Here is a 23,794-nt window from a genome sequence, read left to right on the forward strand (position 1 = left end):
TCGGTCACTCCTTGTTGCGGGCGGGTTTCAGGGAGCCGCGCAGCAGTCCCCATGCGGCAATGGTGGCAATGGCGACGACGACGATCTCGCCGAGCGTATCGATGGCGCGGTAATCGACTAGAATGACGTTCACGACATTGCGGCCATAGGCTTCGAGGTAGCTGGTCTCGCCGAAATAGTCGGAAAGGCGCAGGTCGATGGGTGTGACGCCGATGGAGGCAAGCGCGATGAACATCATCCCGGCGAAGCCCGCGGCGATCACGCCGTCGCGCCGGCGCTCGGAAAGCGTGCGCGAGTGCCGACGTCGCGACGGCAGTTTGAGGAGCACGGCCGTCATCAGGATCACGATCAGCGTTTCAACGGCCATCTGTGTCAGAGCGAGGTCCGGAGCGCCGTTCAACATGAAGATCACAGCCGAGCCGAAGCCGACGATGCCGACAGAGACGAGGCCTGCAATCAGCGAGCGGACAATGATCGTCGCCAAGGCACCGACCACCGTCAGCATCAGGACGAGTGCGACCGAGAAGCGGATGCTGCCCTCAGAGGCGAGGAAGTCGGCCGACGGGGCCGCGAGGAAGGCGATCGCCAGGCCCAGGGTGACCACCAGGACGACGAGTGTGGTGTAGCGATGCTGATCGCCGTTCTGGAGCACCCTGGTCGACAGGCGTGCCGTCGCGAGGACGCCGTTCAGGGCCTTGTGGTAGAAGCGATCGCCGAGGAAGGCATACAGCGTGTCGTAACGACGGAGCGCGTTGTGGATCCGGGTCCACTGGATGACGATGACAGCGCCGATCGCGACGACGAGCATTGACAGGGCCAGCATCGGGGTCAGGCCGTGCCAGAGCTTGAACGAAACGTCGACCGGCTGGCCGAGGAGTGCCGAGGCTGCGGGGCCGATGAGCCACTGTCCGGCGGGCGCGGGTATAAGACCGATCAGAATGCCGCCGGCGGCCAGCAGCAAGGGGCCTGCCAGAAGGCCTGATGTCTCGCCATGATGGATCTCACGCACAGTCTCTGACTTGAAGTAGAACGGCCGGATCGACACGACGCCGGCCACGCCGACCATGACGGCATTGACGAGAACCGCAGCCGCGATGGGCAGGATGTTCCAATCATTGGCAAGCTGCGCCTCGAACAGATACTCCTTCGAGATGAAGCCGACAAAGGGCGGCAGGCCGGCCATCGAGAGGCTGGCGAGGACGGCAGCAACGGCGGTGACCGGCAGGAAGCGGGCGAGGCCCGCCAGCTTGTGCAGCCGGGTTTCACCCGTCGCATGGATGGCGGTGCCGGCGCAGAAGAACAGGGCCGCCTTGTAGAGGGCATGGCTGAGGATAAAGCCGACCGTGGCGACAGCCGCGACTTCGCCTGTCAGGCCGATCAGCATCACCAAAATGCCGAGCGAGGCGACGGTCGACTGGGCGAGAACCGCCTTGAAGCCTTCGGCACGAAGCGCCTGCAAGGCAGCAATGATCATGGTCAGAGAACCGAAGATCACCAGTGTATGTCCAAAGCCCGGCATGCCGGCAAACACACCGTCGAAGCGGGCGAGCAGGAAGACGCCGAGCTTCACCATGGTCGCCGAATGCAGATAGGCGGAGGCGGGCGTCGGAGCGGCCATGGCATTGGGCAGCCAGAAGTGGAACGGGAACTGCGCGCTCTTGGTGAATGCGCCGATCATGATCAGGACTGCGATCGGGATAGCCCAGGTGCTGGCCACCAGCTCATTCGAGCGTGCGAGGACTTCCGTGAATGAGAAGGTGCCGAGCGTCATGCCGATGAGAAGAATGCCGGCAAACAGCGCGAGACCTCCGCCGCCGGTGACGATCAGGGACTGCAGGGCCGACTTGCGTGCTGCTTCCTTGTGACCGTCGAAGCCGATCAGCAGGAAGGAGGCGAGGCTTGTCAGTTCCCAGAAAACGAACATGACAATGAGATTGTCCGACAGGACGGTTCCCAGCATGGCGGTCATGAACAGCATGATGAGGCTGAGGAAACGACCGATCTCACCGCTTGGCTTTTCGGCGAAATAGGCCCCCGCATAGATCACCACCAGCGTGCCGATACCGCTGATCAGCAGGCCGAACAACAGTGAAAAGCCGTCCAGGCGGAATGCGAGTTCGACGCCGAGCGAGGGCACCCAGGCCAATTGGGCGATCAGTGCCTGTCCGTCTGCCACCGGCGCGACATGCATGAGTAGCGAGGCAAAGATGAACAGAGGTATAAGGCTTACCACCCAGCCGGTGTATCGCCCGAGCAGCGATGAGGCCGGTTTGGCGATGACGGCCCCGGCCAGTGCGATCAGTATGGTCCACTCAAAGTTCACGGTACGAGTTCCTCTTGTTGTCCACCATGAGACAGCAAGAGGCGTGCCAGTTTTAAACTATAAAAATATCAGTATTTTAGCTGTCCGCCTTATCGAGGTGTGTTCGGATTTCCGAACGGCGACCTGTCGGAATTCGGAATTCCGAACGCGCGAACACTCTTGAATCTGCACAACTCCGAGGACGTCTCTCCTCAAGTCTGCATGGCCGCGCAGTCGAACGGAGGGGAACCATCTGCCTGCCGAAACGATTTCCCAAAGTGGAATTCGGTGGCAAAAGCCCCGACCGCGTCCATGCACGAACATCGCGAAGGAGAATACGCATGCTCAAGTTTATCGGTGGCACCATCGGGGTCATATTTCTGATCGGATTGGCGGTGGTCGTTCTGCTCCTGATGTTGATTTTCTAACGCCGGACGCTGCCAGCGTCCGGAGGTAGTATGTCATGGCACGAACGCACGCCTCCACCCATCAAGATGATGAGGCGACGAAACCAAAGGAGTGACAGATGACACTAAAACGCACACTCGCGATGATGGCGATGCTCACTTGCGGGGCTGCGGCCTCTCCTGCTTTGGGACAATCCGCACCATACCCTGGGAACGACAATCCTGCCGAACTCTTCGGATACGACATTGAGGTCAGTGAAACGGACAATGAGCGCGTTGCCGACAACGCGTTGCGTGCCGTCCAGCGTGCGAGAGAAACGGCTGAGGAGGTGAAAATGGTCTTCGGCGCCACGCGTTTCCAGTTCGTGGCGCTGAAGCAGGACAGCATGGACGTCGTGGCGCCGGAGCTTGAAAAAAGGCAATCCGACGTCTCGCGCCTGCAGGCCGCCGTAGAGAGCAGCGCATTGTTCTATACAGCCATGCGAAGTGAGGGTGTCGCCGCGAGCGATGTCATCGGCGCTGATCTTGCCGACGGAGACAGTCGCTTGAGTTCCGAAAAGCGCGTGACGATCTATCTGGCGCCGTGAGGGTGAGAAGCCTCTTGTGAGGCGCTTTGATAGCCTGGGAACGCGCCTACCGCCGACCCCGGCTTATTCACACCGCGCCGGCAAATCGGTCCGGGTAGCCGGTGGTCCGCTTCACCCTGATCGACGGTTCCAGAAATGCTGGGCAACCGCCAGGACAAGGCCAACCGCGACCGCCGGGACCAGATCATCCAGCATGACGCCCCAACCGGATGGCACCTGCTCGACATAGGCCATTGGCCAGGGTTTCAATCTGTCGAAGAACAGGAAGAGAGCCGCAAACGGCACCAGCATCCGCCAGCCCGCTTGGCGGATCAGCGCGGCGCCGATCAGGAAGGCCGCCACTTCATCGATGACGATCCGGCGGTCATCCTTCACGCCGGTTGCCAGATCGATCGCTGACGAGACGTAGACTCCGAGGGCGAAGATGAGCAAGGCAAACATCGGAACCACGAGCCTCGGCATCTTGATGGACACGACCAGCAGCGGCAAGAGCGCGAAGACTGCCAGCCCCGCTCGCAGCGGAACGACCAATCCTGTTCCGAACCAGGTGGCCATGAGCCACTGCCACATCGGAACCAGACCGACGCCTGGTGGTTCGAGAACGTAAAATTCGGTCATGGGCTCCTGAAAACATTTGTCTCGATGGGCGCTTGTTTCATGCGGAACGCAAGCGGCATATTCACCCACTTATGGAGCCTTAAGCTGAAATTCGAGACGATCACGTGAAGTTTTTCTTCGCCCGCTCAGTCGCAGCCGTGAGGTGATCTCAGGATTGCCTGTGAACGCTTGCCGCCCTGCTCTTGATGGTGATCACAATACAGGGCCTACTCCGTTGCATGCGATCTATAATTGCCGACACTGCCCAGAAAAATTCCAGAATTCTGATGCTTGCAGGCCTAGCCGTCGTGCTTGGCTTGGCTGGTTACCTGGTGTTGGCAGCCGAGAGGGAAGGCGAGTCTCTCGCGATGCCGGAGACGGGGACCGCAGCGCCGCTTGCGGCGAAAGGTGCAGCAGCATTTGCGGGCGGCGGCTTTGGCGGCATTTCGCAAACCTCCCTGGAAACCAATGCCGTGCCGTTCAAGCTTGTCGCAGCAGCGCTTGTCATGGACGAACAGTTGCGCGATCCGACGGCGCCGACTGATCTTACAACGCTGCAGCGGGTGATGCGGCGCTTTGGCTTCCTCTATCCGCAGAGCGTCGACGGCGCACCGGCTGAAATGCGCCTGCCCCTTGCCGAGAAACCACTGGGGATGACCCACGGCTTTATCGCGCCCATTGGCGGCGCGAGGGTCGAGGTTGCCAATCTTGGCTGTGCGGCGTGTCATGCCGGGGTTGCCTACTCGCCCGACGGGAAGCCGCAGCCGGACCGTGTCGTGCTGGGAATGCCCAACACATCACTAGATCTCGAAAGCTACACCCAGGCGATCTTCATCGCGCTCCGCCGCCATGTGAGCGACCCTGCCTTATTGTCAATGGTCGACACGCTGTTTCCGCCAATGGGCTGGCAGGAGCGCGCCTCGCTCCGCTGGATCGTTCTGCCGCTTGCGCGCGGCCGGCTGGCGACACTGGCAGATGCAACACGCGCGCTGGCGTTCCCAAACGGTCTTCCGGGGGCGACCAATGGCGTCGCCGCGCTCAAGTTCCAGATGGGAACGCCGCTTCTGGGGGGCGGGGCGGGAGATCGTGGGTTCGTCTCGATACCCGACCTCGGCTTGCGCCATCATCGCAGCCGCCTGCTTGTCGATGGGGCCTATGCCACCCCGTCGGGCAAGGCTGATCCGCACGAACTCGCCGTGATCACCAGTTTCTTCACCGTGCCGAGTATGGGGGTGACGCCAGAGATGGCCCGGCGGCATATTCCCGAGGCCGAGGCGATCTTCGCCTGGCTCGCCGACTATCGCCCGCAAGCCTATCCCGGTCCGATCGACCGGGTGGCGGCTGAGCAAGGTGCGGCGCTCTATGCCAGGGGCTGCGCATCGTGTCACGGCAGCTTCGATTGGAACGCTGGCGTGCCTCGGCTCGCCAGCTATCCCGACTGGATCGGCGACGTGGGGACCGATCTGCTGCGCGCGCAGGCTGTCGACTCCGAACTTGCCGAGGCGATCCGCACATCGGCCTACGGCACGGCAATATCGGTGACGAACGGGCAAGGCTACGCGGCCCCACCACTTGCCGGGGTGTGGGCCTCTGCGCCCTATCTCCACAATGGCTCGGTCCCAAGCCTTGCCGCGCTGCTCGACTCGTCTCTGCGCCCGGAACGGTTCATGGTCGGCGGGCACGCGCTCGATTGGCAAAGCATGGGCCTGCGGCTGACCCCAGAGGGCGACTATCCGGCGGGCTACACGCCCTTCGCTGAACCGCAATGGGTCGACACAACGCAGCCTGGGCTGGGCAATAGCGGCCATGCCTATGGCAGCGATCTCACTCCGCAGGAGCGGCAGGCGCTGATCGCGTTCCTCAAGCTGCTTTAGTCGAGCAATACTTCGGCAAGCGGCAGGCGGGCGCGGGGGAAGGGTGGACCGTCGCGTCTGCCGATCCGCAAAGCGCTGACCAGCCGGCGGTCGCCCCCAATCCCATGGGCGGCGCAAATGGCGCCCGCTGTCGCCGGGTCATCGGCAAGGGCGGCGAGGACATTGCCCCCCAAGCCGGTCGCATCGACCTCCAGCCACAGCCGGTAAAAAGCGCGTCCGCTGTCGAACGGGTGCTCATTTGCAGCACGGTGAAACAGCACGACGGCGGCCGCGTTGGTGAAGCCCTTGGCCTCGGCCAGCAAGACAGGTGCGATGCCAAGCGCTGCGAGCGGGCGAAACAGCGGCCCCAGTACAGTACCGGCGCCCCAAGCCTCAATACCCGAAAGCTGCATCGCCGCCGCATTCAGCCCGTCGCGTGCCCAATCGGGATGACGCGGGCTAAGACGCATCCAGTGCCGCAACTCGGCGCGGAAGCCGTCGCCGCGGATGATCGCATAGCTCGCCTGATCATATAGTGCGGCAGCGGCGGCGATGGCCACGGGATCGGAAACGACCACCCGATCTTCGCCAAGTAGTGCTTGTGCTGCGGCGAGGTCCTGCGGCGATGGCGGCAGGAAGGGCCCGCGCCACGATGCCCGTGCCTCCAGCACCGCCAGCAGCGGATCGGGCTCGGCCCCCGGAACGAAGGTCAGCCGCGCCACCGGCCTCAAGCCGCCCGCCGCCTCACCGTCGAGCCGCTCGACCCGCGTTGCAAGCCCAGCGGCCGAGGCAGCGATCGCCGCACCCTCTGCCGCCGCCCCAAGGCTGATCGCGGCATCATTGCCTCGGGGATCACCGACTGATAGCCGCCGTGCCGTGTCTTCCAGCAAGATCAGCGCTTCGCCATCGAGCCGCCAGCGCGCGGGCTGGACATTATGGACGCTCGGTGCGGCCATTGCCGCGGCGACGAGGGAGCGTAGTCCATCGGCGTTCATGCGATATCCTTGCGGAACAGGTGCAGCTTGTGGAGCCATCGGCCGTTCATCTTTTCGACTTGCCTGCGGCTCGCCGGGTTCTCGTCGGCGATCCATGTTCCACCGACAGTCTCATAACCCGCAGCGCGCACCCGTGCGAGCGTCTCGGCCAGCATTGCGCTCATGATCCCTTGGCCGTGTGCCGCTCGGGCGACCGAATAGAAGATGATAACTGCGCGCTTCCGGTTCATCCGGTATCGCAGGAAGTGCCACGGCGTGGTCAGTCCGATCCGTGAACGTGTCGTCTTGAGGAAGCCGTTGAGGTCCGGGATGGCGATGATAACGCCCACCGGCACCCCGTCCCGCTTTAGAACCGAGGACAGGCGTGGATCGAGGATCGTGCTGAGCTCGCCCGCCTGGAACTGGAATTCCTCCGGTGTCAGGGGTACGAACATCGGATTGTTATCGAAACCGTCATTGAGCAGCAGCCGTGCTTCCTCCATGCGCTCGGGGAAGGTGCCCTTGCGGATCGGGGCAAACGTATAGCGCGCACGATCAAGCGCTGCAGACGGCGGGGGCGCGCGCGTAAGGTCGATCTCGAAGGTGGTCATGGGGAAGAAGGAGGCAAAGCCGTTCGCCTCAAGCAGCCGCGGCAGCCAGGGCGGGCCGACGATCATATCGGTGTACGCAGTCTCCTCGAACCCCGCGGTCATCACCCCGCATTGCTGCATGGCTGTCAGGTTGAAGTTGCCGACCAGCTCCGTCATCCCCTGGTCGCGGGCGAAGCCTTCGGCGGCATTCAGCAGCATCCGGGCTGCCTCGGGGTCATCGGCACAATCGAAGAAGCCAAATTGTGCCCGTCGCAAGCCCCAGCGCTCGTTCGATTGGCGGTGCAGGTGGGCGATGATCCGGCCTACCGGCATTCCGACGCGGTGCACCGTCCAGAAGCGGAAGGCATTGCCTGCCTGCCATAGCGGGTTCTTCACCGGGTCGAGCATCCGCATCAAGTCCCCCCGCATCGGCGAGACATATCCGATGTGTGGCGGATAGGCGTTGAACGGGGCGTCGAAGAAGGCGTCGCGGTCGCCTTGGCGCAAGGTGAGGCTCATGGGGCACGCTCCAGCAGCCGAGCAACGATGGTGAGTTCCCGCGTCAGCCGCGCTTCGTCCAGAGCACCGCCCGAGATCGCGAGAAAACGCGGAGAAGGCGCTGGAGAAAGCCGAAGCAGATGGCTGGCGCCATAGCGGGCGAGCAACTCGCGCGCGGCGCCGGTCAAGGTCTCGCTCATCGGATCGCGCGCAGCCGTCACCACGGGTTTTGCGGCGAGCGCGGCCAGTAGGTCCGCTGGCAGATCGGAGAGCGCCTCGGCGGTCACCGTTACCGCATTTGCGAGCAGGGGGTGTGCTGCAAGAATTGCCGCTTCATCGGGCGCAGCTCGAGCGATGGGAGCCAGTATCCCCTCGCCGCGCACGGGTGTATCCGCGAAACGTTCAATGAGCAGCACCAGCGCCGCAGCCGCTCCTCCCGTGGCGGCAAGGGCGGGATAGAGCGCGGCAGGGGCGCCGGCGAAATACGCGGCCAGTGCGGCCAACACGCCGGCTCCCGCGACCAGCAGCACGTCACCCAGCAGCCCGAGCGGACGGCTCGCCACACCAGCAAGGCGAGAGCAGGCAAGGACAAACACAATGGCCGCAAAGGATCCGCCGCGGAACGGCAGATCCGGAAAGGCGAAGGCGAAATCGGTCGCCAGCAGAGGCAGTGCCAGCGCAAAGGCGAGCGCAAGCATATCCACCGCGTGCCGCTCAGCCAGCGATATCGAACCACGTTGCGCCCACAGATGCGTGAGAATCGCCACGACAACCGCTGCCTGAAACAAAGCAAGCGCGATCAGAGCGGGGCCGGCCCACACCAGTTGGAAGATGATCGCCAGCAGCGAGAATGCGCCCGCCCCAGACAGCGCCAACAACTTGACCAGGCGTGGCGCATGGCGGCGCACCATTTCCTCGGCAAGGCGCAAGGTGACAAATGGCAGCCACGCTGCCACGAGCATCTTCGCCGCGACCAAAACCGGCGAAGACAGCGCCGACCCCGCCAACCGCAAAGCGAGAAGGAGCACGATCATGGTCAGCAGGCGCGCAAGATGCGCTGCCACCCCACCACCGCGTGCAGCCGGCGCGACCCCCACGCGCGCCACCAGCGCGGCGGCGAGTCCAATAGCCGTTAATAGGGCGCCTATCGCTGTCATGCCAGGAGCTTTGCCATGAAACGCCTCACCAGCACCCGTTTCGCAAAAGCAAGTGGCGGCAGCAGCGGCCGTTCGACCCGCTGGGCGTGGGGGTTGAAGAAATAGCCCCGGCAATCGGTGCCGCCGGACCTCCCGAGGATCTGCCGGATTGCCTCTTCCGCCATCAGAGTGCCGGCCATCGTTACCATGGTCGCAAAGCTGAAGCGCGAACGTTTGCCAGCCGCGACCTGGCCCGCGACGTCGAGATCGACATATTTGTGGCTTGATGAATGCACCAGCACATACTCGATCTCCTTCATCAGACATTCCACACCCATATCGCGGGTAATCGCCTGCCACGGCACGCCGACCGTGGGATAGCCAAGCCGCTCTTCCAGCCGTGGATCGTGCGGGCGCACGACGGTCACCGACGGCAGAGGTGATGCATAGGCATCGATCAATGTGCGCCCGTGAGCGCGGCACTGGCGGTAGAATTCCGCGCCCGCCGCAGCATCATCGGTGCCGTTGATCGCGACATCAGCGCGGGGGAGTATATCCGGTAGCCGTTCGGTCCACTCGCGGCCCATCACTTCGATGTGCAGTTCGGGATTGATCTCGAGCGCCAGCCGTGCCGCCGCCTCAGCCTTCAGCGTGCCCATGGTGTCGGCCCGGGCAAACAGCTGGCGGTTCAGGTTCGACACCTCAAAGACGTCGAGATCGGCGATAACGAAGCGGCCGATGCCGGCGCGCACCAGCGCCATGAACGCAGCGCCCCCCATTCCGCCGACGCCTGGAATGAAGACGCAAGCGTCGCGCAGGCGCGCCTGCTCGGCCTCGTTCACGAAACCGCGGTTGCGGGTGGTCATCTCGGCATAGCTGAAGGAGGGCAGGACATTGTTCATTTGAGCGGCCTGAGGCGGTTGTAAGGACGGGTCGGATCGAGCCACTGAATCAGTGGGACCAGCACTGCGCCGGCCAGCACCATAGCCGCCTGCACCGCCAATTGCGGCAAGGCGCTGCGTGGTACGCTGCGGGCAAGGAAACGTTGACCCGCGGCAAGATCGATCTTGCCGATCTGGAGCACATCATCGCCGCGGCCATAGTCGAGCTCTCGCTCGCAAAAGGCGTTGTACTCCTCGCGCCGGTGCTTTGCAGCGACGGCAAAGGTCTTCTTCAAGTTGTCCGATCCGCCGGTATAGGCATTCAGGATGATCTGCCTGTCGGCATCATATCCCGCATCATCGCCCACTCCAAAGGCCTTGCGGTGCCGGTGCATGATCTGATGGGCGAGGTGACGGTGGGAAAAGGACTGTGGGGTGGCGCTTTGCGCCGGGAAGACCTCGCTGAAGGTTTCGGCCACCATGCCGACCACAGCAGGCACTTGTGTAACGCTGCTGACCCAGAGCGGGCGCAGGCCTTGCCGCAGGAACAGTGCGAAACAGGTGAGGCCATAGAGGATCCATGACAATCCGCCGCTGCGTTCGGCTGGATCGACCATGACCAGCCCCAGATGCAGCACAGTCTCGCTTACCCCACCGCGGATCACATCGAGAAGCGGCATTGCGTTGAAGGCGACAGGCCGATCATCGGCAACGCGGATGACAAGCGTGATCACGCTATGATCCCAAGCCGCGCGATCCTCTGCGAACAGCCCATAATCGAGTATCTGCCCGCCAAGACAGGCGCGCAGGACCGTTTCGCAGTCTTGCTGGAGCCTGTCCAACTCGAGGGGAGTTAAGCTTGTTCCGGGGCGCTCGACGATCAACACGCGGTAGTCGCGTGACGGCTGAAACGAAAGCGACAGAGTTTTACCGGCAAGCGCACCAAGAAACTGAAGCAAAGGTTCCTCTCACGTGAAATCGATCCGATCCGGTTTCACTGCATGCTCTATCAGGACTATGCAAGTTTCGGTACACCGAACTTGATTGGTCAGCCAATATGACCGTAACATTCCGAGCACCGTGCCCCGTCTCCTTACTCTGGAAAGGGGCCTTTTGTGAGTTCGCGACCGCTGCCGGAGAGCAGAGGCTCTTCGTGGGGGCGAGGTTCAGACGGATCTCTGCGGTTTTTCCCGAAAAGCGTCCGTGCGCTGCCGCATGGAAAGTTCGGCGCAGCCGCCAGGGATCGGCCGGAGGTTTCTCATCCGGACGTGATGTTCGCAAGGGAAGACAAAACTGGGCGGAGGCCTCAGTTGACCTCGGTCACCTGCCCCATGATGGATTTGAGCTCATCGATGGTGAATGGCTTTGAGAGCTGGAGTGCGTCCGTTATGCCGGAAGCCGACTTCGCGGCATTGTCGCCGCTGGCGAAGACGATCCTGACGGAGGGCCATCGTTCGCGAACGATCCTTGCCAGGTCGGTGCCGGCCATGCCGGGTAGCCCAACATCCGTCAAGAGAACGTCGATGCTCTTTTTGTCCAGAATCTGGATCGCCTCTTCGGCCGATCTGGCCTCGTCGACGGCGTGTCCGAGTTCTTCGACCATGTCGACGGTCGACATCAGGATGAGAGGCTCGTCTTCAACAATCAGTATTCGCATCTTCTCAAACGTGGTTCTGTTCGTTGGCTCGGGCGCCGAGGCGGGCGAGTTTTCAGCGGCGGCTTGATGCTCGCGTGCCATCCGCTCAACGGCAATCTGATGCTGCTGTGCATTGCCGAGCACGTGGCGTACCTTGCGCGCCAGAGCTTCCCGCGTATAGGGCTTGGACAAAAGCTCGACGCCGACATCAAGCTTGCCGCCATGCACGATGGAATTCTCGGTATAGCCGGAGGTGTAGAGTATGGCCATCCGAGGGAAGAGCGCCTTGGCCTTCCTCGCGAGTTCGGTGCTCCGCATCGGACCCGGCATGACCACATCGGTGAAAAGCAGATCGATCTGCACGCCGCTGTTGACGATGGCGAATGCGGCTTGTGCATCATGCGCCTTCAAGACGCGATATCCAAGGTCAGCCAACAACGCGACAGATGTCTCGCGCACACCATCGTCGTCTTCCACGACGAGAACGGTTTCGGTGCCGCCCTTTGCGGGCGCGGCACTCAGATCCGTGAGGCTATCCTCGACCTGGTTGGTGCGCGGCATGTAGAGTTTCATCGTCGTGCCATGCCCGGCTTCGCTGTAGATCTTCAGGTGGCCTCCGGATTGCTTGATGAAGCCATAGACCATCGACAGTCCAAGACCGCTGCCCTTGCCGTCCGATTTGGTCGTGAAGAAGGGCTCAAGGACATGCTCGATGATATCAAGGGGTATGCCCGATCCGGTATCGGAGACCGCGACCATCACATATTGCCCAGGGCGCACATCGTCGTGTGTGCGGGCATATTCGTCATCGAGGACGGAGTTTGCAGCTTCGATCGTCAACCGTCCGCGGCCGTCCATCGCATCGCGCGCGTTGATGGCCAGGTTCAGGATCGCATTTTCGAGCTGGCTGGGATCGATCAGGGTGTTCCACAGACCACCGGAAACCACAGTCTCCAGTTCGATCTCCTCGCCCAGCGCACGGCGAAGCATGTCATCCATGTTCTGGATCAGCCGGCGCACGTTGACGACCTTCGGTTCGAGCGGTTGCCGGCGTCCGAATGCCAATAGCTGTGAAGCCAGTTTCGCGCCGCGGGTGACGCCGGACAAGGCGTTCTGCAGGCGCTGTTCGGCGCGCGCATTGCCTTCCACATCCTTGGACAGAAGCTGCAGGTTGCCGCCGACGACCTGAAGAAGATTATTGAAGTCGTGGGCGACGCCGCCTGTGAGGTTGCCAAGCGATTCCATTTTCTGTGCCTGCCTCAAGGCGAGCTGTACGGTTTCGCGTTCGACGGTTTCCTTCTCCAGCTCCAGAAGAGCCGTTCTCAGCTCATGAGTACGCTGCTCCACTCTTTGCTCGAGTGTATGGTTGAGGGTATGGAGCTGCTCCTCCGCCCGCCGCTGATGGGTCACATCGAAACCATCGACAAAGATGCCGGTGACATGACCGGCCTGATCAAAAATCGGCTGATAAATGAGGTTGAGGAACCGCTCTTCGGGGCTGCTGGCGCCCTCGCGCTGTATGTAAACTTTCAGGTTCCGTCCGATATAGGGTTTGCCGGACTGGAAGACGCTGTCCAGCAACTCGAAGAATCCCTGTCCCTCCACTTCCGGAAGCGCATGGCGGACAGATAGGCCGACCAGCATGCGGTTCCCCACGAGCTGGAGATAGGCGTCGTTCACCAGTTCGAACACATGCTCGGGACCGCTGAGAATGCACATGAAACTCGGAGCCTGCTGGAAGAGTGCCCGCATGCGGTCGCGCTCGGCAGTGCGAAGCTCCACTTCCGAGGAAAGCTGACGATTGACCTGCTCCAGGGCGATGGCCGCCTTCTCGCGCAGATCGGCAGCCTCAGCAAGCGCCGCCGAGCGTCGCTTCTCCGACTCGAATGCTTCGGCACTGGCAAGGCGCGAACTGATCTGGCCGGCAATCAGCCGGAAGAAGTCCAGATACTCGTCACTGACCGTGCGATACGGATTAAGTCCGCTGATCAAAACGCCCCGTGCCTTGTCACCGCCTTGACCGATCAGTGGAACGACCGCTGCCTGCTTTGGCGCGGTTTGCCAGACCCCGCGCGGGACGTTGTGAGCGCCCGAGAGTTCCACCAGCTCGACCGCCTGCTTGTCCCAGACACGTGCCAAACGCCATATCGTTTCTGATTGGCAGACCGCTGCGGGCAGCAACTCATCACAATCCTCGGCGCCGCAGACCCATTGACGGCGGGCATTCCCTTCGTCGTCGAAGATATAAAGAGCGCTGAAGGGCAGATCATGCAGATTTTCGCACAATGCGTTCTGAGAGGCGTCTAGAACCTCGCTTTCGATGTCAGCGGCGGCAAGGCCTGATGCGAGCGTGCGCAGTGTCGCCATGCGTCGCTCACTGATGACCCGCTCGGTTTCTTCCGTGACGGCGCAGAAGACGCCTTCCACCTTGCCGGTGTCTCCGATCAGCGGACTGTACGAGAAGGTGTGATAAGTCTCTTCCGGATATCCACCGCGCTCCAGCAAAAGCAGAAGCGCCCTGTCCCAGGTTGACTCGCCAGTCTCATAGACGGTCGCCAAGCGGTCCTTGATGTCATCCCAGATCTCCGCCCAAAGAATATGCGTCGGGACGGCAAGCGCGTTGGGATGCTTGTTGCCCAGCGTCGGCCGATAGGCGTCGTTGTAAAAGAAGGCAATATCCGGCCCCCAGCCGAGCCACATTTCGAATTTCGAGGTCAGGAGCAGGCGGATTGCGACCTTCAGAGCCTCCGGCCATCGATCCGGCGATCCAAGCGAACTTGATGCCCAATCGTGCCGTCGCATCAGTTGCGCCATCTCGCTGTCGCCGATGAAAATGTCCTGATGCGAATCCGAAAAATTGAGGGTCATGCTGCTTCCATCGAAATTCGCCGCACAATTCGGCTTAAGCAAACTTTCTCGCAGCCAATTGGTTCCACGTCAGGCTCGTTTTTTCGCTTTATTCAAAGCTCTCCTCCAGCTTCTAGATAAGGTGCCAGGCAGTATGCTTAGCCCCGGACATCCGCCCGCCAAGAGATCGCTGATCACACTGCGGAACAGATCCCCATCGAAAGGGTTTTCTTCTCTCATGACCAAAGGAGGAAATCATGGATCACAGCAATCATATCCGCCTTGCCGAGGCCGAACTTACCCCGGCAATCCTGGAAGGGGCGACCGTTTATGGCGCTGACGACCATAAGGTCGGTAAGGTGGATCATGTCCACGGCGCTGGTGCCGGCAGCCAGGCAATCATCGACGTCGGCGGCTTCCTTGGGATCGGAGCGAAGCCCGTCGCCGTGCCGCTGACGGATCTTGAATTCATGCGTGACGAAGATGGCGACGTCCATGCCGTGACGACCTGGACCAAGGACCAGCTCAAGGACATGCCTGAGCACCGCCACTGAGTAGGCGACCTGTTTGAAAGCCCGGCCACTGCGCCGGGCTTTTCCATATGTGCGCTCAAGACTCGGGACATTCCTTCAAATTGGAAACGACACTCGGACTTCGCCTTGATGCCGGAAAAGACGCGAGGCGGAAGGCTGGCGAAACACGGGGAACCATTGGGGCATTGAAAGGTTGGGCACCCGATACTTCACCAAACCCGATACTTCACCAAATTTGAATGGATTCCCCCAATGGCTACCGAAAAGACTTTGTCAGACCTGTTCCTTGATACGCTCAAGGACATCTATTTTGCCGAAAAGCAAATCCTGAAGGCGTTGCCGAAGATGGCGCGCGCAGCCCAGTCCGAAGAGGGCAAGGCTGGCTTCCTGCAGCACCGTGAGGAAACCCAGGGCCAGATCGAGCGCCTGGAACAAGTGTTCGAATTGCTCGGCAAGTCGCCGCGCGGCAAAACCTGCGAAGCCATCCAGGGCATCCTCGCCGAGGGCGAAGAGATCATGGAAGACTACAAGGGGACGGCTGCCCTTGATGCGGGTCTCATCTCATCGGCACAGGCTGTCGAGCATTACGAAATTGCCCGCTACGGCACGCTCAAGTCCTGGGCGAAGCAGCTCGACCTGAAGGAAGCGATCCCGTTGCTGGATGCCAATCTCCAGGAAGAGATTGCAACCGACCAGAAACTGACGACTCTGGGCGAGGCTTCGGCAAACGTCAAGAGCATGAAAAAGGCCAGCTAAGCCGGCTCCGATCTCTGCGAGACCGCCCTTTGTGGCGGTCTTTTGCTTTGCAAGCAGCTTTCCTCGCCACCATCAGAGCACATGCTCCAGGAGTTCTCCATGGCCAAGACATCAACCCGTGGGTCCGCTGGGCCCAAAACCGTGACTGCCAAGATCCACGACCAGACCATGCAGCGCGGCGAAGGCGGCGAACTGCATCAGATCGCCGAGGATGACGCGCCCCTGCTGACAACAGCTCAGGGCGGCCCGGTTTCCGACGACCAGAATTCGCTGCGCGTCGGACCACGTGGTCCGCTGGTGATGGATGATTTCCATTTCCGCGAGAAGATCTTTCACTTCGACCACGAGCGCATCCCGGAGCGGGTTGTCCATGCTCGCGGCTATGGCGCGCACGGCTATTTCGAAACCTACGAGTCTCTGGCGAAATATACGAAGGCCGATCTCTTCCAGCGTCCTGGAGAAAAGACTGAAGCCTTCGTCCGCTTCTCGACCGTTGCCGGAAACAAGGGATCCGCCGATCTCGCCCGCGATGTCCGTGGCTTCGCCGTCAAGCTCTATACCCAGGAGGGCAATTGGGATCTCGTCGGCAACAACATCCCGGTCTTCTTCATTCAGGATGCCATCAAGTTCCCGGATCTGATCCATGCCGCCAAGCAGGAACCGGATCGGGCCTTCCCGCAGGCGCAGACCGCCCATGACACGTTCTGGGATTTCATCAGCCTGACGCCCGAAAGCATGAACATGGTCATGTGGATCATGTCGGATCGGACGATCCCGCGCTCCTTCCGCTTCATGGAAGGTTTCGGCGTTCACACCTTCCGCTTCGTCAACGCCAAGGACGAATCCACCTTCGTCAAATTCCACTGGAAGCCGAAGCTGGGTCTCCAGTCGGTGGCCTGGAACGAGGCCGTCAAGATCAACGGCGCCGATCCCGACTTCCATCGTCGCGATCTCTGGCAATCGATCCAGTCCGGCAATTTCCCGGAATGGGAATTGCAGGTTCAGCTGTTCGATCAGGAATTTGCCGACAGCTTCGACTTCGACGTGCTCGATCCGACAAAGATCATTCCCGAAGAAATCCTTCCGCCTGTCGCCATCGGTCGGCTGGTGCTCGACCGCATGCCCGACAACTTCTTTGCGGAGACCGAACAGGTTGCCTTCATGACGCAGAACGTGCCGCCGGGCATCGATTTCAGCAATGATCCGCTTCTGCAGGGCCGCAATTTCTCGTATCTCGATACGCAGCTCAAGCGTTTGGGCGGGCCAAACTTCACCCATCTGCCGATCAATGCGCCCAAATGTCCCTTTGCCACCTTCCAGCAGGATGGCCACATGGCGATGCGCAATCCGGTTGGGCGGGCGAACTACCAGCCCAATTCCTTTGGCGAAGGGCCGAGGGAATCGCCGACGCGGGGCTATCGCCATTTCCCGGCTGAAGAGCAGGGCACCAAGGCCCGTCTTCGCCCCGAGAGCTTTGCCGACCATTACAGCCAGGCGCGGCAGTTCTATATCAGCCAGACGCCCCCGGAGCAGCGCCACATCGCGGCGGCCCTGACCTTCGAGCTCAGCAAGGTAGAAACCGCCGTAATCCGTGAGCGCATGGTCTCCCATCTTCTCAACATCGATGAGACGCTGGCCAATACCGTGGCCCAGAAGCTCGGGTTCAAGTCGATGCCGAAAGCGGCGGATGCAGCGATGCCCACGCGCCAGGATCTGGAGCCGGCACCATCGCTCAGCATCGTGGAACGCGGGCCGCAACGCTTCGAAGGCCGCAAGCTCGGTATCCTGATCACCGATGGCGTCGATGCAAAGCTGCTCAAAGGTCTGACAGCGGCGATCACCAAGGAAAAAGCCGTCTTCGAGCTGATTGCGCCAAAGGTCGGCGGCGTCAAGGCGTCGGATGGGACCTGGATCGAGGTGCACCACATGATCGATGGCGGGCCATCCGTCCTCTTTGATGCCGTCGCGCTGCTGACATCGGCAGAAGCAATGGATGACCTCGTCAAGGAGGCAACCGCACGGGATTTCGTCGCCGATGCCTTCCAGCATTGCAAGTTCATCGGCTACGACCCATCGGCCATGCCGCTTCTCGAAAAGGCCGGCATTGCGGAGGCTCTCGATGAAGGCGTCATCGCCTTGCCGGGTGATGAAGGTCTTGAAGGCTTCGTATCCTCCCTGGGTAAGCTCAGGGTCTGGGGACGAGAGCCGTCCGTGAAGCTGGGCAAGGCTTCCGTACCGAAGTAACCGGTTTGGCCCCCAGTTGATGGGGGCCAGCCATCGTCTCTGCTTCAGAGCGACCGGGCCTTCGGGTCGTCGCTCGCAAGCAGGCGCGCCATTGCTTCGGTGATGGTGAGGTCGTCATAGGGCTTGGGGAAGAAGCGGCTTCCGACCGGCAGCATGCTCTCTTCGACGATGGCTGCACCGGAAGCGACAATGAGTTTCAAGGGTGGCCACCGATCGCGGATGTAGTGGGACAGTTTGATACCGTCCATCGTCCCTGGCATCTGGACATCGGTGAATACGAGATCGATGTCTTCCCGTCCTTCGAGAATGCGGATCGCCTCGTCGGCGTCGCCAGCCTCCAGCGCTTCATAGCCCGCCGACAGGACCAGATCGACTGCGCTCATGCGGATTATCGTATTGTCTTCCACGATCAGGACGACGGGTCTGCCGTTCTTCATTGTTCACTCGCTGTATGAGAATGGCTGCAGTTCTGCAGCCTTGGGCGCCTCAGGAACCGATCTGTCCCTATGCCGCCGGCGAAAAGTCGGTCCGAAGGCCTGACCTTTCCGTATGCCTGATCGTCACGACTGTGCCTGGGGTAGCGTCGCTTACCGTCAATTCGCCTTCGAGATTCTTGACGAGTGCCTCGACGATACCCGTGCCTAACCCAGCCTTGGGCGCTTCGTTCCCGATAGGCATTCCAATTCCGTCGTCGGAAATGGACAGGGTCCAGTCTTTGCCCGAAGAAAGATAGTTGATCTCGATCGTTCCGTTCCGATCGTCGCTGAAGGCATGCTTCAGAGCGTTGATCACGAGTTCGGTAACGATCAGACCCAGACTGATGGAGACATCCGCCGGGACGGTGCTGTCATCGACCGTCACCTGGATGGACAGCCGCTCGGGGTCCGCGATCATCGATGCGCCGAGACTTTGGCAAAGCTGCGTGAAATAGGCACGCAGCTCAACGCTGCCGCCGGCAGAGGTGGAGAGCTGACGCTGCAGGGCTGCAATCGACATGATGCGGTGACGGGCGTCATGGAGATGCCCGCGGACCTCCTCCGACTGAACGCGGCGCGCACTCTGCATGAGCACGCTGGCAATGATTTGCAGGCTGTTGGCGACCCTGTGCTGGACTTCCTGCAGAAGGATGGCCTTGTCGCGAACCAGATCGTCTTTCAGGCGAGCCTCGACGCGCATCTCGGTCACGTCGGTGATGGCAACAAGCAGGCGAATATGCTCGAGGTCGCCATCGTCGAGCTTTCGCGCATTAATGATCAACTGTCGCGTTTTCTGGTCCGGACGCTTCAGGTCGATCTCGTAGGCATCGATGCTCACACTGCCGGTGACGGTCGCCGTCAACAAGGAGTCGAGCCTCGGCATTGCCCATTCCCCGTGCCCGAGTTCGCCGAGGCGCCTGCCGGTGACGGAGGCCGGGGCAATCTCGAATGCTCGGCAGAAGGATGCGCTCGCTGCAATGATCCTCAGATCATCGGACAGAAAAAGCAGTGGTTCATTGGACGAGGTCACAACGGCAAGTGTGCTTGCCGCTTCAAAATGCACTGCTGGTGTCTGTGGCATATAGAGGCCCTCAAGGGCCGAAGACTCACGGCGCAAGTCATGACTCGGCAGGAGTGTCGACAGAAACGATGAGGTCAATTCCGACAGCAGGATGTTAACACACTGGATGTGCGTGCCCTGCATCATTTGTTCGATTGATTGGCAAAAACGAAGCTGGAGCGCTTGAAACTTGCTGATTATCAAGCAAATGCGGCGTTCTGCCTCCAGGAGCGACTGAAGCCCCCTTCCATCTGCAGTCGGCACGGGTCCGATCAATGTGTCAGATCGCTCACCCGCATCGTCAAGGTCACGACGACCCCTCCGGCGGTCCATTCGTGCGCAATCGAGCCCCCGAGGTGACCACTGACTGTGCGGTGGAGAAGCTTGCTTCCATATCCTTCAGCTGAGCGGCTCGGTATCTCTGGCCCGCCCTGTTCGCTCCAGAGGAGCTCGACATTCTCTTCAACGGTAGAGCCGGAGATATCGAGCAAACCTTGTTCGGACGACAGGGCACCGTATTTCAAAGAATTGGTCGCCAGCTCATGGATCACCAGGGCAAGGCTTGTCGCCGCCTTTTCGCCGATCCCCATGCGAGGAACCGCGACACGGATCCGACCTGCGAAGGCGCCGATCTCATCATAAGGCGCCAGCAGAACCGAGAACAGGTCGCCAAGCAGGGCGGCACTCCCCTGACCATTGGGTAGAGGCCGTACCAGGTCATGGGCACGACCCAGCGCGGTCAGTCGCTGGGTCAACTGCTTCGCCATCTCCTCTTTCGTCTCTGTCGTCCGTGACGTGATTGTCGTCAGGCCAGACGCGAGAGCGAGAAGGTTCTTCACCCGATGGCTCATTTCACCGGCCAGCAACTCGTGGCCTTCCTCCGCCTGCTTGCGCCCCGTAACATCGAGAAAAATGCCCGACGTCTTTCCGGTGGCGGTATCTCCATTGCTTCCTTTGCCCCGTGCCGAAATCCATCGCACATCCGATGCGCTCGTCAGAATTCTAAAATCGATCTCGAACTGGCCTTCGATGACGCGGGTCGCCATAAAGGCCGTCCTCACGCGGTCACGATCCGCAGGATGAACCTGCGCAGACAAGTGTTCAAAAGTCAGTACGGTGTCCGGAGAGATGTCCCAGAGTTCGAAGCCTCTGGCATCCATGACGAATTCGTCGTTCTCAACAATCCAGGTCCAGAGAGCGACCCCGGCGGACTCGATGGCGCTGCGTAGCGCTTGGACATCCCAGTCGGTATGCGTTGGACCGTCGTCTTTCATGCAGGCTCTCCCGTTCGACGGTGCAGCGCATCGATCCACAATCCGTGGACGACCTTTTAGGCAAAAGACTGCCAGTGACCAGTCGGTTCCCTTCGCAGCACATTTCCGCCACGCGCTTTGAAGTGCGGAACGAAGAAGTTGTCGGTTATAACGAAAGGCAGGCAAGCCGCGGAACTTTAATCACGCGCTCGTGTTCTTGCTCCGAGACCTAGCAACCAGGTCTGCAAAGAGGAAAACCCATGAAAAAGATGATTTTCGCGGCGGCGCTCGTGTGCGCCTCGGCAGTGTCTGCCTATGCCCAGACCACGACGGTTCCGGCGACCGATGGCGACACGCCTGCCGTTGCGACCCCGGATAAGCCGAATGCTGCTGCCCCTGTGGAGGGCGCAAATTCCTTCACCGAGGAACAGGCGCGGCAGCGCATTGAAGAGGCAGGCTACACCGGCATTGCCGACCTCATGCTCGACGATCAGGGCGTTTGGCAGGCCACGGCGATGAAGGACGGCAAGTCCATGCCGGTGGCCATGGATTACCAGGGCAACGTCGTCTCGAAATAATTTTGCGGAAACGCAAAGAAAGGTCATTCCCATGAAAACCGTTACCGGACTTTTTGACAACTACAATGATGCATCCGCCGCCGTCAGCGCACTGGAAGCGCGTGGCATCCCGTCCGACGACATCAGCATTGTTTCGAACAATGCCGACAACCGCCACAGGCATGAAGACAACGACAACGGTGCTGCAGAAGGTGCGGGTGCCGGCGCCGGTATCGGCGCTGTTGTTGGTGGTGCCGGTGGTCTTCTGACCGGTCTCGGCATCATGGCCATTCCAGGCGTTGGCCCTGTCGTCGCCGCCGGTTGGCTTGCGGCCACCGCTGCAGGCGCCATTGCCGGTGCAGTTGCCGGTGGTGCAGCAGGCGGATTGATCGGTGCACTCACCGATTCCGGTGTCTCCGAAGACGAGGCCCATGTCTACGCGGAAGGTGTTCGCCGTGGCGGCACACTCGTCACAGCTCGCGTGGATGACGGTATGGAAATCGAAGCGGAAGCAATCCTCAAGCAGTCCAATCGCGTCGATGCGATGGCGCGCCGCCAGGCCTATTCGGAACAGGGTTGGACGAAGTTCGATCATTCCGCAGATCCCTACGGCCCAGCCGAAATCGAACAGGAGCGGGACCGCTATCGCGTTCGCACTCTCTAACCAATAGCAAGCGAGGATCGGCTCACGCCGGTCCTCGAATTCGTTGTAAATCTATCAACAGGGATGTCGGTTGGCTTTCCGGACCCCCAGAAGGCCACACCATGCGAAGCATTTCCGATACGATCGAGCGGCTGGCTCGTGCCCGCGCGCAAACACACGGCGCCGTCGACCAGCCGAACAAGCTCACCAAGCTGGATTCCCATGGGCTAAACCCTGGCCAACTGACGGGCTGGTATCAGTGCCCGGACAATCCAGCGTCTCCCCCCGCCCTCGTGGTCGTCCTGCATGGATGTACGCAGTCAGCGGCAGCCTATGATCATGGATCCGGCTGGTCACGGCTCGCCGACGACTATGGCTTTGCGGTCTTGTTCCCCGAACAGTCCCGCCAAAACAACGCCAATCTCTGTTTCAACTGGTTCCAAAGCAATGACGTCACCCGCGATGGCGGCGAGGTCCTGTCGATCCGCGAGATGGTTGCGAGCATGATCGAGGATCACGGTGTCGATTCGCGCCGCGTCTTCGTCACGGGCCTGTCGGCAGGCGGCGCCATGGCCAATGCGCTCCTTGCCTCCTATCCAGAGGTCTTTACCGGTGGCGCGATCATCGCAGGCCTTCCCTTCGGCGTCGCGTCCACTGTACCGGAAGCATTCGATCGGATGCGAGGGCATGGTCTTCCATCTTCGACGATGCTCGATGCCAAGCTGAGGAACGCCTCAGCCCATGAAGGACCTTGGCCGACGGTATCCGTATGGCACGGAACGACCGACAACACCGTTTCCGACGCAAACTCCCGTGCAATCATCGATCAGTGGCTCGGTGTCCACGGGGCGGACGTGGGATCGAGCGAGGCTCAGCTTCTCGATGGCGGCCACGCGCTGGAAACCTGGAAAGACGCATCCGGCCGCGATGCCATCGAGCTTTATCGGATTGTCGGAATGGGTCATGGAACTCCCGTCGATCCAGCCTCCGGATACGGTCGACCTGCCGCTCACATGCTCGATGTCGGTATATCCTCGACCGTGCACATTGCGCGTGCCTGGGGCCTGACACCGTCCTTCGAGCGGAGAGAAAAGACCGCAACGGCGGACGCGCCAGGCGCTCCGTCGCAGCCTCCTGGTCAACCACAGACGCCTGATGGTCAACCACAGAACCATCATGGGATTCAGGAGGTCATCGAGGGTGCATTGCGGGCCGCAGGGCTGATGAAGTGACGTGATCACGGATGTCAGGCTTTGCTGCCGAGGCGGCTGGGAAATGTCCGCTTCGTATCGGAAGGGGTGAACACTGCTGCCCGGTTCATGCCCACGATCAATAATTCCCGGATTTCCGGAACTTCCTGGCCCCCCAAAGGTTGGCCATCATAACTTCCTGCGAAATCTGCCGCTGCCAGAGCGCCGGTAGACCGCGATTGAAGGACAAGTCGATGATGAGATTTTTTGCCTGGTCCATGGCCGCCGCGACGGCGATCGTATTGGCCTCGGGAAGCGTTGCCCATGCCGACGACCCCGTCTTTCTGAAGTCCATCGCCGGGAGCTGGAACGGTAAGGGCACAGTCAAGGTGCGGGCCAATTCCGCGCCGATAAACGTGACCTGCAACTTTACATCGGCCACGACATCCCAATCGCTCTCGCTAGACGGCAGATGCACGAGCCTTGCGATATTCTCCCGCGCCATCAGCGCCGATCTCAAGGCCAGCGGAACGCGATACGCCGGCTCTTATGTCGGGGCTGGCACCGGAACTGCAGGACTGGGCGGACAGCGCGCCGGAGACAAAATCAATCTCGGCATCACTTGGGCGAAAGAGGTCAATGGCGACCGGCGCGCACAGATGACGATCGAGAAGGTCGGCGAGACCGGGATGCGTCTGACAACGGTTGATACGGACCCCAACACCGGCCAATCGATCGTTACCAGCCGTATCGATCTGCGTCGCGGTTGATGCT

Annotated in this window: 20 protein-coding genes; 9 read left to right on the forward strand and 11 right to left on the reverse strand. The window is 61.0% G+C overall.

What is annotated here, in order from left to right:
* Positions 1-4: 4 nt before the first annotated feature.
* A complete protein-coding gene (mbhE, locus tag BW978_RS03820; RefSeq protein WP_083697474.1) occupies positions 5-2,323 on the reverse strand; it encodes a hydrogen gas-evolving membrane-bound hydrogenase subunit E in 2,319 nt (772 codons plus the stop codon).
* A gap of 505 nt (positions 2,324-2,828) precedes the next feature.
* Between mbhE and BW978_RS03825 the strand changes: the two genes are divergently transcribed.
* The gene (locus BW978_RS03825) at positions 2,829-3,296 is read left to right on the forward strand and encodes a hypothetical protein (RefSeq protein WP_076392339.1); all 468 of its coding nucleotides are present in this window, start codon (positions 2,829-2,831) and stop codon (positions 3,294-3,296) included.
* A 111-nt stretch (positions 3,297-3,407) separates the two neighbouring features.
* Here the strand turns inward: BW978_RS03825 and BW978_RS03830 are convergent, their stop codons facing one another.
* Positions 3,408-3,914, reverse strand: coding sequence for a phosphatidylglycerophosphatase A family protein (locus tag BW978_RS03830; protein WP_076392341.1), 507 nt, complete (start codon positions 3,912-3,914; stop codon positions 3,408-3,410).
* Between the two features lie 266 nt (positions 3,915-4,180).
* Here BW978_RS03830 and BW978_RS03835 point away from each other — a divergent pair, with 266 nt between their 5' ends.
* Entirely contained in the window at positions 4,181-5,767 is a 1,587-nt protein-coding gene (locus BW978_RS03835; RefSeq protein ID WP_083697475.1) for a c-type cytochrome, read from the forward strand.
* On the opposite strand, the gene BW978_RS03840 is transcribed toward BW978_RS03835, so the two are convergent.
* From BW978_RS03840 to BW978_RS03865, 6 genes are all read right to left on the reverse strand, one after another.
* Entirely contained in the window at positions 5,764-6,741 is a 978-nt protein-coding gene (locus tag BW978_RS03840; RefSeq protein WP_076392343.1) for a hypothetical protein, read from the reverse strand. The two genes, BW978_RS03835 and BW978_RS03840, sit on opposite strands and share 4 nt — an antisense overlap.
* On the reverse strand, positions 6,738-7,829 hold the full coding sequence (locus BW978_RS03845) for a GNAT family N-acetyltransferase (protein ID WP_076392345.1): 1,092 nt from the start codon (positions 7,827-7,829) through the stop codon (positions 6,738-6,740). The genes BW978_RS03840 and BW978_RS03845 overlap by 4 nt, the downstream gene beginning before the upstream one ends.
* Positions 7,826-8,872, reverse strand: coding sequence for a hypothetical protein (locus BW978_RS03850; RefSeq protein ID WP_076392347.1), 1,047 nt, complete (start codon positions 8,870-8,872; stop codon positions 7,826-7,828). The genes BW978_RS03845 and BW978_RS03850 overlap by 4 nt, the downstream gene beginning before the upstream one ends.
* Positions 8,873-8,961: 89 nt before the next feature.
* On the reverse strand, positions 8,962-9,846 hold the full coding sequence (locus BW978_RS03855; protein WP_076392349.1) for a HesA/MoeB/ThiF family protein: 885 nt from the start codon (positions 9,844-9,846) through the stop codon (positions 8,962-8,964).
* The gene (locus tag BW978_RS03860; RefSeq protein ID WP_076392351.1) at positions 9,843-10,784 is read right to left on the reverse strand and encodes a hypothetical protein; all 942 of its coding nucleotides are present in this window, start codon (positions 10,782-10,784) and stop codon (positions 9,843-9,845) included. Before BW978_RS03860 ends, BW978_RS03855 begins: the two co-directional genes overlap by 4 nt.
* Before the next feature lie 347 nt (positions 10,785-11,131).
* Positions 11,132-14,275 carry a hybrid sensor histidine kinase/response regulator gene (locus tag BW978_RS03865; RefSeq protein WP_076393189.1) on the reverse strand — a complete coding sequence of 1,048 codons (3,144 nt, stop codon included), beginning with the start codon at positions 14,273-14,275 and terminating at the stop codon, positions 11,132-11,134.
* A gap of 290 nt (positions 14,276-14,565) precedes the next feature.
* On the opposite strand from BW978_RS03865, the gene BW978_RS03870 reads away from it, so the two are divergent.
* The 3 genes from BW978_RS03870 to catE all read left to right on the forward strand — a co-directional run bounded on the left by BW978_RS03870 (position 14,566) and on the right by catE (position 17,841).
* Complete coding sequence (locus tag BW978_RS03870) at positions 14,566-14,862, forward strand: PRC-barrel domain-containing protein (RefSeq protein ID WP_076392353.1); 297 nt, start codon at positions 14,566-14,568, stop codon at positions 14,860-14,862.
* Between the two features lie 231 nt (positions 14,863-15,093).
* Positions 15,094-15,597 (forward strand): YciE/YciF ferroxidase family protein, encoded by a 504-nt coding sequence (locus tag BW978_RS03875; protein WP_076392355.1) that lies wholly within the window; start codon positions 15,094-15,096, stop codon positions 15,595-15,597.
* Between the two features lie 99 nt (positions 15,598-15,696).
* Positions 15,697-17,841: a catalase gene (gene catE / locus BW978_RS03880; protein WP_076392357.1), complete on the forward strand. Its 2,145-nt coding sequence runs from the start codon at positions 15,697-15,699 to the stop codon at positions 17,839-17,841.
* Between the two features lie 44 nt (positions 17,842-17,885).
* Here catE and BW978_RS03885 read toward each other — a convergent pair whose 3' ends face one another.
* The 3 genes from BW978_RS03885 to BW978_RS03895 form a co-directional block, all read right to left on the reverse strand.
* Positions 17,886-18,278, reverse strand: coding sequence for a response regulator (locus tag BW978_RS03885; protein WP_076392359.1), 393 nt, complete (start codon positions 18,276-18,278; stop codon positions 17,886-17,888).
* 67 nt (positions 18,279-18,345) lie between these two features.
* The gene (locus tag BW978_RS03890) at positions 18,346-19,398 is read right to left on the reverse strand and encodes a sensor histidine kinase (RefSeq protein ID WP_076393191.1); all 1,053 of its coding nucleotides are present in this window, start codon (positions 19,396-19,398) and stop codon (positions 18,346-18,348) included.
* Positions 19,399-19,649: 251 nt separating this feature from the next.
* A complete protein-coding gene (locus BW978_RS03895) occupies positions 19,650-20,651 on the reverse strand; it encodes a sensor histidine kinase (protein WP_076392361.1) in 1,002 nt (333 codons plus the stop codon).
* 239 nt (positions 20,652-20,890) lie between these two features.
* Here BW978_RS03895 and BW978_RS03900 point away from each other — a divergent pair, with 239 nt between their 5' ends.
* The 4 genes from BW978_RS03900 (at position 20,891) to BW978_RS03915 (ending at position 23,790) form a co-directional block, all read left to right on the forward strand.
* Entirely contained in the window at positions 20,891-21,208 is a 318-nt protein-coding gene (locus BW978_RS03900) for a PepSY domain-containing protein (protein WP_076392363.1), read from the forward strand.
* A 31-nt stretch (positions 21,209-21,239) separates the two neighbouring features.
* Entirely contained in the window at positions 21,240-21,851 is a 612-nt protein-coding gene (locus BW978_RS03905; protein ID WP_076392365.1) for a general stress protein, read from the forward strand.
* A 101-nt stretch (positions 21,852-21,952) separates the two neighbouring features.
* Positions 21,953-23,062, forward strand: a complete 1,110-nt coding sequence (locus BW978_RS03910) for an extracellular catalytic domain type 1 short-chain-length polyhydroxyalkanoate depolymerase (protein WP_076392367.1) — start codon at positions 21,953-21,955, stop codon at positions 23,060-23,062.
* Between the two features lie 212 nt (positions 23,063-23,274).
* Entirely contained in the window at positions 23,275-23,790 is a 516-nt protein-coding gene (locus BW978_RS03915; protein ID WP_076392369.1) for a hypothetical protein, read from the forward strand.
* The last annotated feature ends 4 nt before the right edge of the window (positions 23,791-23,794 follow it).

The organism is Rhizobium sp. RU33A (assembly GCF_900156055.1).
Taxonomy (GTDB): domain Bacteria; phylum Pseudomonadota; class Alphaproteobacteria; order Rhizobiales; family Rhizobiaceae; genus Allorhizobium.